Here is a 15673-nt window from a genome sequence, read left to right on the forward strand (position 1 = left end):
CGGGAACACGACCCTGGGGCCGAGCCGGTCCAGCATGTGCCCCCACGCCGGCGCGGAAACGGTCCACGCCACCGAGCCCAGGGCCAGCGCGCCGGCGGCCAACCCGCGGCTCCACTGAAACTCCTCGATAACCGCCACGAAGAAGAGCGCGAACGCCGCGCGGCACCCGAAGGCGGCGGCCACGGTCATGAACGAGATGCCGAGCACGACCCACGGGTAGGTGCGGTTGAGCCGTGCGGTGCGAGCGGACGCGGAGTCGGCGGCCAAGGCTTTCAAGTGGATGGGTTCCGGCGGTCTCGGGCAAGCCGTCTACGACAACCTGGGAACGATCTCGTCGCTCAGGAACCGGATCACCGAGGCGTAGTCCCGGCCGAGCTTGGCGAAGGAGATCTGTTGGAACCCGAGGCGCTCGGCTTCGGCCGCGAGCTCCAGGATCGGTTCCACGCAGTCCGACGGCCGGCCCGCGACGAAGCACGCCCGCGGCATGGCGTCGGTCACCAGTTCCCGCGAGGCCTGCTCGATGGTCACTCCCGAGTGAAGCGCCTCCCGGATGCGGTTGACCTGCTCGTAGTCGATGCCGATCCGCGCGAACTCCTCGGCGCTGTATCCCAGGGCCTGGAGGCTCACCATGTGGTGGGCCGAGTACTTCTTGGCCTCGGCCAGCGCCTCCTCCGGCTGCTCCGATACCGCCAGGTTGATCTCGCACACCTTCCGCAGCTTCTTGTCCGGGTCCACCGCCCGGGCGGCGGCGTCCGCGCCCGCCATGGCCTGCTCCAGACGGCCGAGCTTGTGCATGGAGATGAAGTACCCGCCCATGAGCACCCCCTCCATGGTCTCGCCGGCGATGGCCAGGAACCGGGGCCCCACGCCGCCGCCGTAGAAACGCACCGGCGCCGCGGGAGGGCGCACCAGCTCGATGTGCCCGCGGGGGTTCATGTGGAAGTAGTCGCACAGCGCAGGGTACTCGTCGAATCGCACCCTTTCGCCGCGGAACAAGGTGCCGAGAAAGCCCACCGTCTCCCGCACCACGCGGAACGGCTTGCGCATCTCCAGGTACTGCGGCACCTGCCCCTTGCTGCCCTTGGCGATGCCGAGGCTGATCTCACGGCCGTCGGTGAGTTCGGAGATGGCCAGCACCGAGTCGGCCACGTCGATGGGATTGCGAAAATAGGGCACCAGGATGGCGGTGCCGACCTTCAGGGGCGCGCGGGCGGCGATGGCCGTCGCGACGCTCAGCACGTTGCGGTAACGGAGCGAATCACTGAGCCAGACCTGCTTGAAGCCCCTCTCGGCTCCGAGCTCGGCCAGCTCCACCAGCTCCCGCGTCGTGTAGTAGGAAGCCGCCTGCAGCACGAACTGGAGCCCGAACTCCCCCGAGAATATCGCCATCCCCTCCCCCTTTCGGCCTGACGTTCAATTGGGGGATGTATCCCGATTCCGCCACGGCCCGCAAGGCCACGGCAATCGTCAGGGCCCGGGATGACGGGTTCGAACGCCGCGTTCGGGACCGCCCCCTAGGTGCCGGCGGCGTGGCGTTCTTCCCGGAGCGCGGCGATCCGGTCCTCCATGGGAGGATGGCTGGCGAAGAGCATCCGCAGCCCGCCCTTGCGGACGCCCGCGATCCCCATTGCCTCCAACTGTTCCGGCATGTGCTCGGGCTCCACGCTGCGTTGGAGCGCCTCGAGGGCGCCGATCATGTTGCCTCTGCCGGCCAGATACGCGCCGCCGGCGTCGGCTCGGTACTCGCGCCGGCGCGAGTACCAGGAGACCACGATGCTGGCCAGGATACCGAGCAGGATCTGCGTGACGATCACGGTGACGAAGTAGCCCATGCCGTAGCCCCCTTCGCCGTCCCTGTGGAGTGCGCGGTCCACGACGTACCCGATCACGCGGGAAAGGAAGATCACGAAGGTGTTGAGAACGCCCTGGAGCAGGGTCAGCGTCACCATGTCGCCGTTGGCCACGTGGCTCACCTCGTGGCCCAGCACGGCGGAGGCCTGATCCGGCTTCATGGCCCGCAACAGTCCCGTGCTCACCGCCACCAGCGAGTTGTTGCGGCTCGGGCCCGTGGCAAAGGCGTTGGGCTCCGGGGAATCGTAGACCGCCACCTCGGGCATGGCGATGTTCGCCGCCCGGGCGTAGTTCTGCACGGTATTGACGAGCCAGATCTCGGTGTTGTTCCGGGGCTCATCGATGACCGTCAACCCCATCCATCGCTTGGCCGTCCACTTGGAGATGCGTAGCGAGATGAACGCGCCGCCCATGCCGAAGATGAAGGAGAAGGCCAGCAGCGGCCAGAAGTCGATGCCGTATTGAAAAAGCAACCACTCAAGGCCGAATACACGGAGCGCAACGGCCAGCACGAAAACGATCGCAAGGTTGGTGATCAGAAAAAGAAAAACGCGTTTCATGGACCTGTTCCCTTCCTCTCGCGAGTATCCGTTCCTGGAAGAAATCTACAATGCAGACCGTGCCGGATCAATACGGCGGCACCCACGCATGAAGAAATCTAACCATTTCTGACGGCGTGTAAAGGCGTCGGCCCGGAGGGGGGAGTCATTGTGCATCGCCGGGCCGGGCCATGCGGTAGCCCACTCCGGGTTCGGTGACGATGCAGGCACGTCGGTTCGGGTCGTCTGTCTTTTTGCTTGCGGGATTTGAGGGGAGGCGGTAGCCAGGAAGGGTAGCAGCCTCTACCGTAACGGCAAAGTGGCCACCGACCATCCGGGATCGGCGGCGGGAACGGCAAGATGAAGATGTCAAGAACGATTGTCCCGTTGATCTTGATATTCGGTCTCGCGCTCTCTTCCGCGGGGTCAGCTCAACTCGTCGCACCGGCCAGCCCCGGAGATGCGGGCCTTGTGATAAAGTGGCTCGGGACGGCCGGCTGGGAGATCAAGACGCCGGCGGGGACGACGATCCTGATCGACCCATTCCTTACGCGGAAGCCGCCGGATCGCGAAGCCCGATGGGAGTCCGACGAAGAGGTCGTGTTCAAGCACGTGAAAGGGGCGGACTACATCTTCGCCGGACACAGCCATGGCGATCATGTCGGCGACCTGCCTCTCATAGCCAAGAAGTTCGGGGCCAGGATCATCGGTTCGAGGACGACGATGAACCTTGCCCTTTCCGCCGGGGTTCCGCCGTCACAGATCACAATGATCAGCGGTGGCGAAAACCTCGACTTCAAAGAGTTTACCGTGGATGTGATACCGAGCGAGCACCGCATCGCTAGAGGTCGGACCAGCCCACCTCGGCTCAGAGAGCTTTATGACCCCGTTTCGACGATCATGGGCAGGCACTTTCTCATCGGCGGCAGCTTCCTCTACAACTTCACCTTCGGGTCACGGCGTGTGCTCCACCAAAGCACGGCGAACTTCATCGTAGAGAATCTGGAAGGCAGTAATCCCGACGTGGCTCTGCTTGCCCAGGGCTACAGGAGTTACGACTTGGATGCGGCGCTACGGGCCATGAAACCCAAGGTGATCATCATGCACCATTTCGATCAATGGCGGGTTCCGTTTGCCGAAGGAATCAAGAGCAGGAACGAACGGCGTGCACGGCATTTCAGGCGAGGGATCAAGGGCGTGGATCCGCGAATCGAGGTGGTCATCCCCGAGTTCCTGAAGCCCTACGTCCTGAAACTCGAAGAATAGTCGTTTAACCCTCTCCTCCTACTCGATCTCGCGCACCGCGGGCAGCCGCGCCAGACCGTACAACCCCAGCGCCGCCACCAGGAAACCGCCCATGGCCACGGCCGTGGGAGCGCCGGCGAACTCGGCCACGGTGCCGGAGATGGCGCCGCCCAGTGGCATGAGGTCCCAGGTGAGGCCGAAGAGCCCGAGGACCCGGCCGCGCAACTCGTTGGGCAGGTTCAGTTGGAGGATGGTGTTGATGGAGGTGAGGTAGATCTGGTTGAACAGGCCCAGGACGAAGATCAGGCCCAGCGAAAGCGCGAACGAGGACGAGTACGCGAACAGCATGAGCAGCGAGCCGAAGATCGCCGATCCCACCAGCACCTGCCAGCCCCGGCGTCCGGCCTGGGCCAGGTAGGCGACGATCAGCGTGCCGATGAGCGCGCCTACGCCGGAGAACGACTGGAGCAACCCGAACCCGCGCGAGTCCACTTCCAGGATGGTGCGCGCGAACACCGGCAGCAGGATCACGTAGGACATGCCGAACAGGCTGTTGAAGCACGTGAGCCCCAGCAGGCTGTAGAAGAGCTGGTTGTGGCGCACGAAGTGGAGGCCGGCCAGGATGTTGCGCCAGACGCCGCCCTCCGGTTGACCGATGAGGGGGCGGGTGCGGATGAACGCCCACAGGGCCACCGCCGCCGCGGAACTCACGAAGCAGGCGATGAAGGTATGGCCCACGCCGAACCAATGGATGAGCAGGCCGGCTAGGCCGGGACCCACCAGGCGGCACGCCTGCCACACCGAGCTGCCCAGCGCCACCGCGTTGGCGATCTCCTCCCGCGGCACCATCTCCGGCAGCAGCGCGTAGCGGCTGGGGCGGTCGAACGAGCGCATCAAGCCCGAGTTGAACGCGAACACGAGCACGTGCCAGAACATGATGCGCTCGGTCAGTATCAGCAGTCCCAGCACGAGATAGGCCAGGGCCAGCAGCGACTGGGTGCACACCATGATGCGGCGCTTGTCGGCGCGGTCGGCGATGGCCCCGCCCACCAGCACCAGCGACACCCGCGGCACCGCGTAGACGATCCCGGCCACCCCCAGCATCAACGGCGAGTCCGTCAACAGGAACACCAGCCATGCCTGCGCGGCCATCTCCATGTTGAGCGCCAGCACGGAGGAGAGCTGTCCAAGCCAATAGAGACGGTAGTTGCGGTAGCGCAACCCGGCGAACAGCCGGCTCAGCAGGGTTCCCATGAGCGGTTTTGTTTCCCGAAGCCTTTTGGGTATAGAACTCGGTGAGCCCGCCGTCCACCGCCGTGGAATCCGCGCCCCGTTTCCATGAACGACCGTCCGACCCAGCGCGGGCCTGTCGCCGGCCGGGCGCCGGCAAGCCGTGGAGAACCCATCGATGAAGGTGAGCCTCTTTACCGAGATCCAGTGCCCGTCCGGAAGCGTTCCCGCGGAGTTGCTGGAACAGTTCCTCGACCAGGCCGAGCTGGGCGACGCGCTCGGCTACGACGGCTACTGGGTGGCCGAGATCCACTTCACGCCGAGCTTCTCGCTGCTGTCCGCGCCTTACGTGGTTCTGGGAGCCGCGACCCAGCGGACCCGCCGGCTGAAACTCGGGGTGGCGGTCAACACGCTGCCTATCCACCATCCCATGCAGCTCGCGGAGCAGGCCGCCACCCTCGACGTGCTGAGCGGCGGGCGGATGTGCTTCGCCGCCGGCGGCGGCCACCCCCACACCCGCGCCTACGAGTGCTTCGGCGTGGAGCACGAACACGTACGCGACCTCATGCAGGAGAGCATCGAGGTCATCCGGCTGGCGTGGACCGAGGAGTCGGTGGACTACCAGGGGCGCTTCTTCCGGATCCCGAACATCGTCGCCAACCCCAAGCCCGTGCAGCGGCCGCACCCGCCGCTGTACACCGCCGCGAGTTCCCTCGACGGCGTGAACTTCGCCGCGCGCATGGGCCTGAACCTGTTCATCCCCGTCCACGTACGCACGGCCGAGGAGCTGCGGCAGTTCTCCGCCGCCTATCGAGAAGGGCTCGCCCAGCACGGCCACGACCCGGAGGCGTACGACCTCGGCCTGCTGCTGCCCATGCACGTGGGCGCCACCGAGGCCGAAGCGCGGAAGCGTTCCGAAGCCGGCGTCATGGGCTACTACGACGTGATTCGCGATACCCGCGCGAGCTACGCCGAGTGGCTTCTGTCGCAAGGGCGGCCGCTGCCGGAACGGCTGCGCGCCAACGCCGCCGCGGGCGGCGTGACCTTCGAACGGGTGTGCAACGGGTTCGCCGCCATCGGCACGGCGGATCAGGTGGTGGAGCGGATCGGAGAGCTGGCCCGGGACACGGGCGCCGGCCACGTGCTCGCGTGGATGAACATCGGCAGCGTCGCCCACGACCACATCCAGGAATCGATGCAGCGCTTCGCCGAAGACGCGCTGCCGGCCGTGCGGGAGATCTAACCTGTCGTGGGGTCGGGTGCGTCGTCCGGCCGCGGCGACCGCAACGCCCGTCCCAGGCGCCCCATCATTACCACCAGGACCGCCGCGCTGATCGATACGGTGGAGATCAGCAACGCCAGCCCCGCCTGCGCCGCGTGCAGCGTGCTCTCGGAGTTCAGCGCGGCGACCGCCGCATACGCGCCGTAGCCTGCCGTCACCGCGCCCCAGGCGAACAGGACGATTGCCGCAAAAGCCGCCATCCGACGAAACGTCACACAAAGGTCCCGGCGAGTCAACGTGGACCCACTCACTCAAAATTGTTAGTGTTGCGTTTGGCTCGCGAGGAAGAACTCCGGGACATCCACATCGAGGCTTGAACACATGGCGGGAACACTCGAAGGCATCAAGATTCTGGAGCTCTCCAGCTACGTCACCGGCCCGTTCGCTTCCATGCTCATGGCGGACCTGGGCGCCGAGGTCATCAAGGTCGAGGACCGGGAGCGCGGCGACCCGTTCCGGGGCTGGGGCGGCGGCAAGATGTATTCCGCCACCTTCTGCAGCCTGAACCGGAACAAGAAGAGCATCACGCTGGACCTGCGGACCGAGGAGGGGCAGGAGATCTGCCGCAGGCTCGCGGCCGAGGCGGACGTGCTCGTCGAGAACCACCGTCCGGGGGTCATGGCGCGGCGCGGCCTCGACTACGACACCCTGCGCGAGTTGAACCCGAAGCTCATCTATTGCTCCATCTCCGGCTTCGGCCAGGAAGGACCCTACCGCGACCGCCCCGGGTACGACACCGTGGGCCAGGGAATGAGCGGCCTGCTGAGCCTGCTCACGGATCCCGATGAACCCAAGGGCATGGGCATCTCCCTGTCCGACCACCTCACCGGGGTGTACGCGTGCTATGGGGTGCTGGCGGCGCTGGTGAACCGCATGATGACCGGCGAGGGGCAGATCATCGAGACCTCCCTGCTGCGCGCCTCGGTGTCCTTCACCGCCGAGAACTGTGCGCGCTACTTCGAGACCGGGGTGGTGCCGAGCCGGGCCGACCGCACCCGCACCGCCGGCGTGTTCGCCTTCGTCGACCGCGACGGCCGGCCCTTCGTCGTTCACTTGTCCTCGCCCGACAAGTTCTGGCTCGGGCTCGTGGAAGTGGCCGGGAAACCCGAGTGGGGGAAAGACCCCCGCTTCGCCGACAAGGAGGGCCGCACCGAACACCACGACCTGCTGGAGCGGGAGCTTCAAACCATCTTCGAGCGTGACTCGCGCGACGTGTGGCTCAAGAAGCTCAGAGAGCACGACGTACCCTCCACTCCGCTGAACAACCTCGAGGACATGTTCAACGACCCGCAGGTCAAGCAGTACGGCTTCCCCATCGAGGTGGAGCATCCCAAGATGGGCAAGGTGAAGCTGGTGGGGAGCGGCGTGAACATGAGCCGGACGCCGCCCGAGACGCCGACGCCGCCACCCATGCTCGGGGAGAACACGGACGAGATCCTGCGAGGGCTCGGGTACAGCGCGGAAGACGTCGAGGGGCTGCGCGGCCGGGAGGTCGTCTAGTGTGCCGTGGCGAACGGGACGATCGGGATGCGCGCGCCGCACGGCGTGGCGAGGTCGTTTTTGCGTTGCTTGTTGCCGCCCAAGTCTGATAAGTAACGGCTTCCTCCGTAATGTTGGCTTTCGGCGCGAGCCGCGCCGACCGGATATCACCCGTGCGGATGCCACGGAACGCCGATACCGGAACGAAACGGGAATTACTATGACTCACGCCACAAAGACGATCTGCCTCGCAGTCGGGCTTTGCCTGTCCCTTGCCGCTTGTGTCTCCACCAACGAGCACGAACAGGTGAAACAGGAAAGAGACCAGGCTTTGCAGGCTAAGGAAAGTGCCGAGAAGAAGGCTGCGGAACTGACCACGGCACTGGAACAGAGCGGCCAGGAGGTGAAGGGGCTTCAGGCCAAGGTCCAGGGGATGGAACAGGAGGCCACGAAGTCCCGGAGCGCGCTCGAGCAGAGCGCGAAGGAACTCGCGGGCACGCAGAAGCAGGTCACCGATCTGGAGATGGGGGTAGCGGCCCTGACGGGCGAGCGCGACAGCGCGCGCAAGAGCGCCGACGACATGGCCAAGCAGCTTGGAGACAAGACCAAGGCTGCCGACGACCTCGCCGCTCAACTTGCCGGCAAGACCAAGGCCGCCGACGATCTCGCCGCTCAACTCGCCGACAAGACCAAGGCCGCCGATGACCTCGCCGCTCAACTCGCCGGCAAGACCAAGGCCGCCGACGACCTCGCCGCTCAACTTGCCGGCAAGACCAAGGCCGCCGACGATCTCGCCGCTCAACTCGCCGGCCAGACCAAGGCCGCCGATGACCTCACCGCTCAACTTGCCGGCAAGACCAAGGCCGCCGATGACCTCGCCGCCCAACTCGCCGGCAAGACCGCCATGGTGCAAGACCTGGAGAAACGGGCCGGGGAACTCACCGCGGCCAAGGCCGAACTGGAAAAGAACGCCGCCGCGATGTCCGGCAAGCAGGAGGAGTTGAACGCGCGCGTGAAGGGCCTTGAGGAGCAGGTGGCGCAGAAGGACAAGGCCATCGCCGAGATGAGCGCCGCGGCCGATGGGCTGAAGGCGGCCAAGCAAGCCCTGGAAGCGGAGGCGGCCAAGAACACGGAAGCCTTGGCCCAGGCGCGCAAGGAAGCGGCGGCAGCGGCGCAGTCATTGAAACAGGCCCGGGCGGCAAGGGACAAGGCCGCGGCCGACCTCGCCACCACCCGGCGCTCGCTGAAACAGACCCGCGCCGAAAAGGACAAGGCCCTGGCCGACCTCGCCGCCAGGAACAAGGCGCTGACTGAAATGGCCACCAGGGAAAAGGACGCCTCTCAAAAGCTTGCGGCCTCTACGGCCGACCATGGCAAAACCGTTAGTGCGCTCCAGCAGCAGTTGGATCAGGCCCGCGCCGGAATGGACAAGGCGCTCGCCGACCTCTCCGCCAAGGAGAAGGAGTTGGCCGAGCTGGCCGCCAAGGAGAAGGCGTCCGCTGAACAGGGGGCTTCTCAGGCGCAGGGTGCCGACCAAGGGCAAGCCGCCCCGCAACAGTGACGCCCCTCGCCCGCCTTCGCGGGCAGAGGCTTCCACGAAGGGGCGCCGGGCGTCAGGCCTTGATGTCCGGCCAGTCGTGCAGCAGCCGGCCGTAGCCGGAAATGCTGCACGAATAGCCCACCCTGGAGAGCATGTACCAGAGCATGGCGGGATTGCTCGCGACCACGGGCCGCGCCAAGTCCTCTTCAAGCCGATCCAGAATCTTCAACGGGTCGAGCACGGCCCCCTGGAAGTAGATGGCCTGGACCTCCGGGTTGGCCTGGAAGGCCTTTTCCGTGAGGGCGTAAACGTCCTCCGGACCCACCTCCATGGCGTCGCGATAGTCGTCGAAGGTGTCCGCGGGCGAGATGGCCTCGATGCCGCAGCCAGCCAGATAGTCGCGGATCAGCTTGTTCATGGACTCGACGAACGGGGTCAGCAGCAGCACCTTGGGAGTCGAGAGAGACTTCAGCGCTTCGGCGCACGACTCCAGCGCCGTGGTCACGGGTACATCGACCGCTTCCCTGAGCCTTCCCAAGAGCCCCGGATTGAGCACCTCCACGGGCGCTCCGCTAACGATGACGCCCCGCCAGCCGCGCTCCCGCGCCAACCGGGCGGACGTTTCCACCACATGGTCGTCCGTGCCCCGGAGGCTCTCCAGCGGGCCGCGCACGATGCCCAGGCCCTCGAACTCCATCTCCACTTCCGCGGGAATGCACGCCCGGAACGGCTCGAAGTGGGGACTCGAGCTCGATATGGGAGTTACGAAGCCGACCTTGACCGTTGCCGAATCTGCCATGGGTTACCCTCCTCCGAGCTGAAACGGACAGGCCACGACGCTAAAACGAGCGCGCGGCGATCCAACTGCCGCCGATGAACGTGCCCAGCGTGCTGCCCAGGTTCGAGAATACCACCACCAGAAGGATGCGCGAAACGGGATTGCGCCACAGCCCCTTGGGAAACGCGGTCACCACCTCGGACATGCCCTCCAGGTCCGCCACCGTGGGCTTCTTGACCCAGGCCTGGACCAGGCCGGAAACCCAGCCCGCGGCGATGGTGGGGTTGAGGCTGGTGATGGGCGCGGCCAGGAACGCCGCCAGCACCGTAATCGGATGTCCCAGGGCCAAGGCCGCTCCCGCGGCCGCGAGCACACCGTTCACCAGCACCCAGATGGAGATGGACTCCAGGGAATGGGCGGCGCCGGCGCTGTAGAACCCGTAAGCGATGATGGCGAGGATCAGGGCGGGCACCACCCACTTGACGCTCCTGGCCCAGAGCGACCGCTCCGGGACCTCTTCCAGCGCATCCAGCGACTGTTCCCGTTCGATCGCGCGCGCGATCCCCGGGACATGTCCCGCGCCCACCACGGCCACGACACGTTCGCCCGGAGCCTCCCGGATCTTCTGCGCCAGGTAGATGTCGCGCTCGTCGATGAGGCTCTCCTTCACCGCCGGGAAGGCCTTGGCGAACTCCATCAGGACATCCTCCAGACGGTCCGCTTGCTTGAGGTCGTCCACCGCCTTCCTGTCGACCTCCGGCTCGGTGAGCGCGCTGCTCAGCAGCACGAACAGCACCTTGAGCTTGTTCCAGAGACCGAGCCTCCTCCAGGTGCGCTTGAGGGTCACCTGGACGTCGCGGTCCGCCAGCACCAGGTCCACGTCCCGCTCCCGCGCCAACCGCACCCCCTCCAGCATGTCCGCTCCCGGGCGGACGCCGAGCCGGTCGCCCATGCGCTTGTAGAACGCCGACATGATCAGGTGGCTCAGGAGCAGCGCCGACTTGCCCTCCTTGACGACCTTGAAGACGTTCATCTTCTGCCAGGCGTCGGGACGGGTGAAGGAATCGTAGCGCGCCTGGCACAACTCCACGCAGATGGTGTCCGGGTCCACCCGCTCGACGGTCGTGCGCACGTCGTCGACGCTCTCCAGGGAGACGTGGGCGGTGCCGACGAGGTAGACGTCCCGGCCCCGATCGTTCAGCCGCCGTGTATACGCCGGAAGCCCGGCAGCGTCCGGGCCTTGTGCGGCATCGACTTCCACGCGGTTCAGACCTGGCCGACCGGGCCGTCGTAGTTCCTGAGCCAGCCGATGAACTGCACGATCTGATCGACCATGTAGTCGTGGTACGCCTTGCCCTTCTCGGGCGACGCCTTGATGGAGGGGCTGAAGGAGCCGGTGGGCACGATGCGGCGCTGTTCCGTGCTGGTCCACGGGATGTCGATGACCTCGTGGGGCGCGGAGAAGAGGTCGCCGTGGGACCACGGCGAGAAGTTCTTGTCGAAATCCACCTGCGACGTGGTCAGCTTCTCCTGCTTGATCAGGTGCGGGAACTTGTACCAGCACTCCGAGATCTCCAGCTCGCCGCTGTGGTGCTCCTTCGCTTCCTTGAGCTCGTTGGCGATCTTCTTGGCGATCTTCACCGGATCGATGACCGCGAAGAAGACCTCGGGCATCTCGTACTCGCGCAGGTTCTTGGTGGCCGCGAGCAGGCCGGGCAGGTTGGCGCCCTTGTGCCCGTTGATGATGAGGATCTTGCGGAACCCGTGCTTGGCCAGACTGCGGCTCATGTCCTGGATCACCGCCATCAACGTTTCCGTACGGAGCGAGATGGTCCCGGGAAAACCCAGGTGATGCGGCGAGTCGCCGAACCAGAGCGGCGGTGTGCACAACGTTCCGGTGGCCCGCGCCACGTCCTCCGCCAGGGCGATGGCGATGAGGCAGTCGAGGCCCAAGGGCCCGGCCGGACCGTGCTCCTCGGTGCTGCCCACCGGACAGATGATGATGTCGGAGTCCTCCAGATAGGCCGCGACGTCCTCCCAGGTCAACTCCTGGAGCCATACGGAACCGAGTTGCGCCGGCATGTTGCTCTCCTCATTTGCGACTTGCAAGACTTGTCCTTGAGTTTGAAGGACACGCTACTTGATGGCCAACGGATTCGTCGGCGATCCCACCGCGCCCGTGACCGGCAGCGCCGGTCCCACGAACATGAACTCGTAGCGGCCGTCGGCCGCGCAGTCTTCCGCCAACTCTTCCAGGTGGAAGATCTCCCCTACCGTGAGCCCCATGTTGGGAATGCTCACCCAGTGCCACGGCTGGGTGGCTTCGCGGGTCTGGTTGGGCCGGACTTCCACCCCCCAGGTGTCCGTGGCCACGGCGGCCACCTCCCGCTCATGGAGCCAGTCGAGCGTATCGAACCCGAGTCCGGGGGCGTCCCCGCCGGGGTAGCCGTCCCAGGACCCGGCGTCCAGCTTGGCCTTCATCTGTCCCGTGCGCACCAGCACGTAGTCGCCACGGCGCACCTCCACCTCCTGCGCCGCCATGGTCTCGTCCAGATCGTCGCTGGTGATGGCGTAGCCGTCCTCCAGCCAGTCGCTCCCCTTGGCCCGGGGCACGTCCAGCAGCACGCCGCGCCCCACCATCTTCTCCCGCGTCTTCTCGATGCCGTTCTTGGCGGCGCCCCCCGAGGTCACCAGGCGGCAGTCGTAGCCGTTGTACATCGATTCGTCGTAGAAGATGTGCGCCAGACCGTCCCACTGGGTGCCCGCCTGAAGGGGCATGATGATGATGTCGTCGGCGCCGCGGATGCGCCGGTGGTCGAGCACCCCGGAATAGGCGTCCGTGCCGGTGCGGAGCATCAGATGGATGGGATTGAACCGGCCCATGGCCGGGTAGTTGCTCTTGCCGCTCTGGGGCCCGGCGTCGTCGTAGGCCAGGGCCAGCGAGAACACCCGCCCCCGGCGCACGAGCCGCGCCGCGGCGACGATGTCCTCGGGCGTCGTAAAGTTCAGCGTGCCGACCTCGTCATCCTTGCCCCAGCGGCCCCAGTTGCGCAGCCGTTCCGCGGTCTCGCGGAGCCGTTTCATGGTCAGTTTCGGACGTCTTCGAGTCGCCAAACCTAGGTACCTCCCTCCGGGCCGGGATGAGTCTGGCTCTTTCTAACAGGTGGGTGGCGGGAACGAAACCGGCTTCCGTCGAGACCCGCGCCGGCTTGAAACTCCTCGAAGGATCGCCTAAGAATGGCCGGTATGTCGACGAGAGCCGACAACGCCAAGGGCCGGAAAGTGATGCTCGGCTTCGTGGTGCGGCGCTGCGCCAGGGAGTTGGGCCACAGCCCCACGCCGGACGAGTTCGCCCTCTGGGCCAACAACCAGCAGTGGGACGGGGAACGCTACCACATCTTCGGACAGGCAATCTCGGCCGAGGCCGCGAAGATCATGCTGCGCAGCCTCGACCGGCTTGTCACCGTCCGCTCCCCGGAAGTGATACTCGGACAGCGCGAAGCCTCTTGAGGCGTCGCGCTGCGGTCCCTGCGTTCAGGAAGCCTTCCTGGCCGCGTCGGTGATTTCCAGGTTGTAGAGCCGGGCGCCGTTGTCCCGCAGGATCTTGGTCTTGGCGCTCTCGCTCAGGTCCCGGCGCTGCTTGAGGTAGTCGCTGGACAGCACCTCGCGGTCGCCGTGAGGCATGTCGGAGCCGTACACCACCTGTCCCTCGCCCACCAACTCCACCACCTGCGGCAGCAGCGAGTCCTCCACCTCGGCACTCAGGTAGAGGTTGCCCTGGCGCACGTAGTCCATGGGCGCCAGCTTGGCCTTGGGCACCGTGTCCGGGAGGATGTCGGCGAGGAAGTTGCCCGAGTGGCCGAAGCGGTGGTCGAGCCGGTCGATCATGAAGTGGACCCACTGGCAGCCGGCCTCCAGGAAACCCACGCGCATGGTGGGGAACCGGTCCAGCAGCCCGCTGTTGATCATGGACGAGAAACCCAGGAGCACCGGCATCAGGAACGCGTTCACCGACGACGGATAGATATGGGTGAAGAGGCCGGAGAGGGCCGGACACGACCAGCCCACGTGGATCGCCAGGGTCAGGTCGCGCTCCACCAGCGCCTCGTAGAAGGGTAGGAAGGCGGAGTCGTCCAGCAGCCGGTCGCCGATGGTGCCCAGCACCATGACGGCCACCGCGCCGAGCTCATGAGCTTCCTTCACCTGCGCCACCGCCCCTTCGACGTCGTCGAGGTTCACCACCGCCGCCCACTTGAGCCGGTCGTGGGCGCCGATCTGGTCGCCGAGGAAGCGGTTGTAGGCGGTGCTCATGGCGGTCACCAGCGCCGGGTTCGCGGCCAGCGGGTACGCCAGGAACAGGGTCGGATAGAGGACCTGCAACGAGATCCCCTCCTTGTCCATGGCCTCGACCCGTTCCTTGACGCCGTGGATCTCCATGCTCCCGATGGTGTCGGACTTCTTCTGCGCGTGGGGCGTCTTCTTGCCATGGTAGCTCGCCGGCGTGCCGAGGTTGTGGGCGCCGCGCCCGACACGGCGCGGGTACATCTGCTCCTCGATCATCCAGTAGACCATCTTGTCGATGGCCACGACGCGCGGGCGCTGGGCGCGGAACGCCGGATCGAAGTACTTGTCGCTGAACGTGGTTTCGCTTTCCTCGACGTGCCCGTCGGCATCCACCAGATACATGAGTCACCTCCGTGTGTTGTGTCGAACCCTTCGATGACTTGCCCGCGGGCGCGACCCTTTGGATTTAACCCAACCGATGGGGCAGTTCAAGGCTGGAGATGGGCGCGCGCGCCGTGCATTGACAGCGCCGGGAAAAATCTCTAGGGTTCACAACTTTACCTGTGACGCCCCGTATCATCGGGCGAACTCCCGACAACCGACGAGGAGGGAATCATGGTCCGACTCATTGCAAGCTTTCTGACGGCCGCCATGACGCTGGCGGGCGCTGCCACCGTGCTGGCCCAGAACATGCCCACGGTGCGGATATCGTCGTTCGACAAGCCGTCGTTCGGCCATACGACGGCTTCGCTCATCGAAGCCAACGAATTCGACAAGAAGCACGGTGTCGACCTCCAGTGGGTCTTCAAGCAGGGACGCGCGGCCAACACGGACTTCGCCACCGGCAGGGACCAGATCACCATCGCCTCCGCGCTCCTGTCGGAAGCCAACCGCCGGCTCAAGGGGGTGAAGTCGGTTTACCTCTTCAACGTGCTCAACGGACACGGCGCGCTGCTGACCATGGACCCGACCATCAACAGTATCGCGGACCTCGAGGGCAAGAGCCTGGGGGCCTTCACCGTGACCACCAACTACGCCATGTTCCGCTACTTCGCTCACAAGGCGGGGGTCGACCTGAACAAGGTGTCGATCCAGTCCACCAACACCGGGGGATTGGCGACCCTGCTGATGGCCAAGCGCGCCGACGCGGTGCACTTCTGGGAGCCCAACTACTCCAAGATGCTGGTGGACAATCCGGGCAAGCTCAAGATGATCGAGTACTTCCACCAGTGGCAGTCCATCCATGGGGCGCCGCAGAGAGGCTTCCTCGGTATCGCCGCGCATGAGGAATGGATCAACGCGAACAAGGCGCTGATCCCGAAGATCTACGCGGCCTTCGAGGAGTTGGCCAAGTGGCTGCCGACGCACCATGACGAAGCCGCCACGATCATCGAGAAGGCGGCCGGCGTTCCCAAGGAGGCGTTCCTGATGGCACTGGCCACCGC

Annotated in this window: 16 protein-coding genes; 6 read left to right on the plus strand and 10 right to left on the minus strand. The window is 65.8% G+C overall.

All coding sequences use genetic code 11. The features are described 5' to 3' along the window. The 3 genes from OXF11_12535 to htpX form a co-directional block, all read right to left on the minus strand. On the minus strand, positions 1 to 276 hold a 276-nt coding region (locus tag OXF11_12535; protein MCY4487922.1), incomplete at its 3' end, for a hypothetical protein. 33 nt (positions 277 to 309) lie between these two features. After that, positions 310 to 1389, minus strand: coding sequence for an LLM class flavin-dependent oxidoreductase (locus tag OXF11_12540; protein MCY4487923.1), 1080 nt, complete (start codon positions 1387 to 1389; stop codon positions 310 to 312). 125 nt (positions 1390 to 1514) lie between these two features. Continuing rightward, positions 1515 to 2411 (minus strand): protease HtpX, encoded by an 897-nt coding sequence (gene htpX / locus OXF11_12545; GenBank protein ID MCY4487924.1) that lies wholly within the window; start codon positions 2409 to 2411, stop codon positions 1515 to 1517. A gap of 339 nt (positions 2412 to 2750) precedes the next feature. Between htpX and OXF11_12550 the strand changes: the two genes are divergently transcribed. Then, positions 2751 to 3656 (plus strand): MBL fold metallo-hydrolase, encoded by a 906-nt coding sequence (locus OXF11_12550; protein ID MCY4487925.1) that lies wholly within the window; start codon positions 2751 to 2753, stop codon positions 3654 to 3656. Positions 3657 to 3674: 18 nt separating this feature from the next. Here the strand turns inward: OXF11_12550 and OXF11_12555 are convergent, their stop codons facing one another. After that, complete coding sequence (locus tag OXF11_12555) at positions 3675 to 4889, minus strand: MFS transporter (protein ID MCY4487926.1); 1215 nt, start codon at positions 4887 to 4889, stop codon at positions 3675 to 3677. A 154-nt stretch (positions 4890 to 5043) separates the two neighbouring features. On the opposite strand from OXF11_12555, the gene OXF11_12560 reads away from it, so the two are divergent. Further along, positions 5044 to 6108, plus strand: a complete 1065-nt coding sequence (locus OXF11_12560) for an LLM class flavin-dependent oxidoreductase (protein MCY4487927.1) — start codon at positions 5044 to 5046, stop codon at positions 6106 to 6108. Here OXF11_12560 and OXF11_12565 read toward each other — a convergent pair. Then, positions 6105 to 6362 carry a hypothetical protein gene (locus tag OXF11_12565; GenBank protein ID MCY4487928.1) on the minus strand — a complete coding sequence of 86 codons (258 nt, stop codon included), beginning with the start codon at positions 6360 to 6362 and terminating at the stop codon, positions 6105 to 6107. The two genes, OXF11_12560 and OXF11_12565, sit on opposite strands and share 4 nt — an antisense overlap. Before the next feature lie 106 nt (positions 6363 to 6468). Between OXF11_12565 and OXF11_12570 the strand changes: the two genes are divergently transcribed. Next, complete coding sequence (locus tag OXF11_12570; GenBank protein MCY4487929.1) at positions 6469 to 7647, plus strand: CoA transferase; 1179 nt, start codon at positions 6469 to 6471, stop codon at positions 7645 to 7647. Positions 7648 to 7933: 286 nt separating this feature from the next. Beyond that, complete coding sequence (locus OXF11_12575; GenBank protein ID MCY4487930.1) at positions 7934 to 9187, plus strand: hypothetical protein; 1254 nt, start codon at positions 7934 to 7936, stop codon at positions 9185 to 9187. Positions 9188 to 9239: 52 nt separating this feature from the next. Here OXF11_12575 and OXF11_12580 read toward each other — a convergent pair whose 3' ends face one another. Genes OXF11_12580 through OXF11_12595 form a run of 4 tightly spaced genes read right to left on the minus strand, consistent with a single transcriptional unit; the run spans position 9240 to position 13028 of the window. Next, positions 9240 to 9965, minus strand: coding sequence for a hypothetical protein (locus tag OXF11_12580; GenBank protein ID MCY4487931.1), 726 nt, complete (start codon positions 9963 to 9965; stop codon positions 9240 to 9242). A 40-nt stretch (positions 9966 to 10005) separates the two neighbouring features. Continuing rightward, positions 10006 to 11205 carry a TraB/GumN family protein gene (locus OXF11_12585; protein ID MCY4487932.1) on the minus strand — a complete coding sequence of 400 codons (1200 nt, stop codon included), beginning with the start codon at positions 11203 to 11205 and terminating at the stop codon, positions 10006 to 10008. Positions 11206 to 11210: 5 nt separating this feature from the next. Continuing rightward, complete coding sequence (locus OXF11_12590; protein MCY4487933.1) at positions 11211 to 12026, minus strand: creatininase family protein; 816 nt, start codon at positions 12024 to 12026, stop codon at positions 11211 to 11213. 54 nt (positions 12027 to 12080) lie between these two features. Next, the gene (locus OXF11_12595) at positions 12081 to 13028 is read right to left on the minus strand and encodes a cyclase family protein (protein MCY4487934.1); all 948 of its coding nucleotides are present in this window, start codon (positions 13026 to 13028) and stop codon (positions 12081 to 12083) included. Positions 13029 to 13190: 162 nt separating this feature from the next. Here OXF11_12595 and OXF11_12600 point away from each other — a divergent pair, with 162 nt between their 5' ends. Continuing rightward, entirely contained in the window at positions 13191 to 13454 is a 264-nt protein-coding gene (locus OXF11_12600; GenBank protein MCY4487935.1) for a hypothetical protein, read from the plus strand. Between the two features lie 24 nt (positions 13455 to 13478). On the opposite strand, the gene OXF11_12605 is transcribed toward OXF11_12600, so the two are convergent. Then, positions 13479 to 14630 carry an amidohydrolase family protein gene (locus tag OXF11_12605; GenBank protein ID MCY4487936.1) on the minus strand — a complete coding sequence of 384 codons (1152 nt, stop codon included), beginning with the start codon at positions 14628 to 14630 and terminating at the stop codon, positions 13479 to 13481. Between the two features lie 213 nt (positions 14631 to 14843). Between OXF11_12605 and OXF11_12610 the strand changes: the two genes are divergently transcribed. Next, positions 14844 to 15673 (plus strand): ABC transporter substrate-binding protein (locus OXF11_12610; protein MCY4487937.1); only part of this gene is annotated, 830 nt, incomplete at its 3' end.

Source organism: Deltaproteobacteria bacterium, from assembly GCA_026712905.1.
Classification (GTDB): Bacteria; Desulfobacterota; Binatia; order UBA9968; family JAJDTQ01; genus JAJDTQ01.

Bases quoted from the DNA above. Each gene is read 5' to 3' on its own strand.
- OXF11_12595 (MCY4487934.1), bottom strand. From the start codon at position 13,028: ATGAAACGGCTCCGCGAGACCGCGGAACGGCTGCGCAACTGGGGCCGC.
- OXF11_12550 (MCY4487925.1), top strand. From the start codon at position 2,751: ATGAAGATGTCAAGAACGATTGTCCCGTTGATCTTGATATTCGGTCTC.
- htpX (MCY4487924.1), bottom strand. From the start codon at position 2,411: ATGAAACGCGTTTTTCTTTTTCTGATCACCAACCTTGCGATCGTTTTC.
- OXF11_12580 (MCY4487931.1), bottom strand. From the start codon at position 9,965: ATGGCAGATTCGGCAACGGTCAAGGTCGGCTTCGTAACTCCCATATCG.
- OXF11_12570 (MCY4487929.1), top strand. From the start codon at position 6,469: ATGGCGGGAACACTCGAAGGCATCAAGATTCTGGAGCTCTCCAGCTAC.
- OXF11_12555 (MCY4487926.1), bottom strand. From the start codon at position 4,889: ATGGGAACCCTGCTGAGCCGGCTGTTCGCCGGGTTGCGCTACCGCAAC.
- OXF11_12560 (MCY4487927.1), top strand. From the start codon at position 5,044: ATGAAGGTGAGCCTCTTTACCGAGATCCAGTGCCCGTCCGGAAGCGTT.
- OXF11_12590 (MCY4487933.1), bottom strand. From the start codon at position 12,026: ATGCCGGCGCAACTCGGTTCCGTATGGCTCCAGGAGTTGACCTGGGAG.
- OXF11_12605 (MCY4487936.1), bottom strand. From the start codon at position 14,630: ATGTATCTGGTGGATGCCGACGGGCACGTCGAGGAAAGCGAAACCACG.
- OXF11_12540 (MCY4487923.1), bottom strand. From the start codon at position 1,389: ATGGCGATATTCTCGGGGGAGTTCGGGCTCCAGTTCGTGCTGCAGGCG.
- OXF11_12600 (MCY4487935.1), top strand. From the start codon at position 13,191: ATGTCGACGAGAGCCGACAACGCCAAGGGCCGGAAAGTGATGCTCGGC.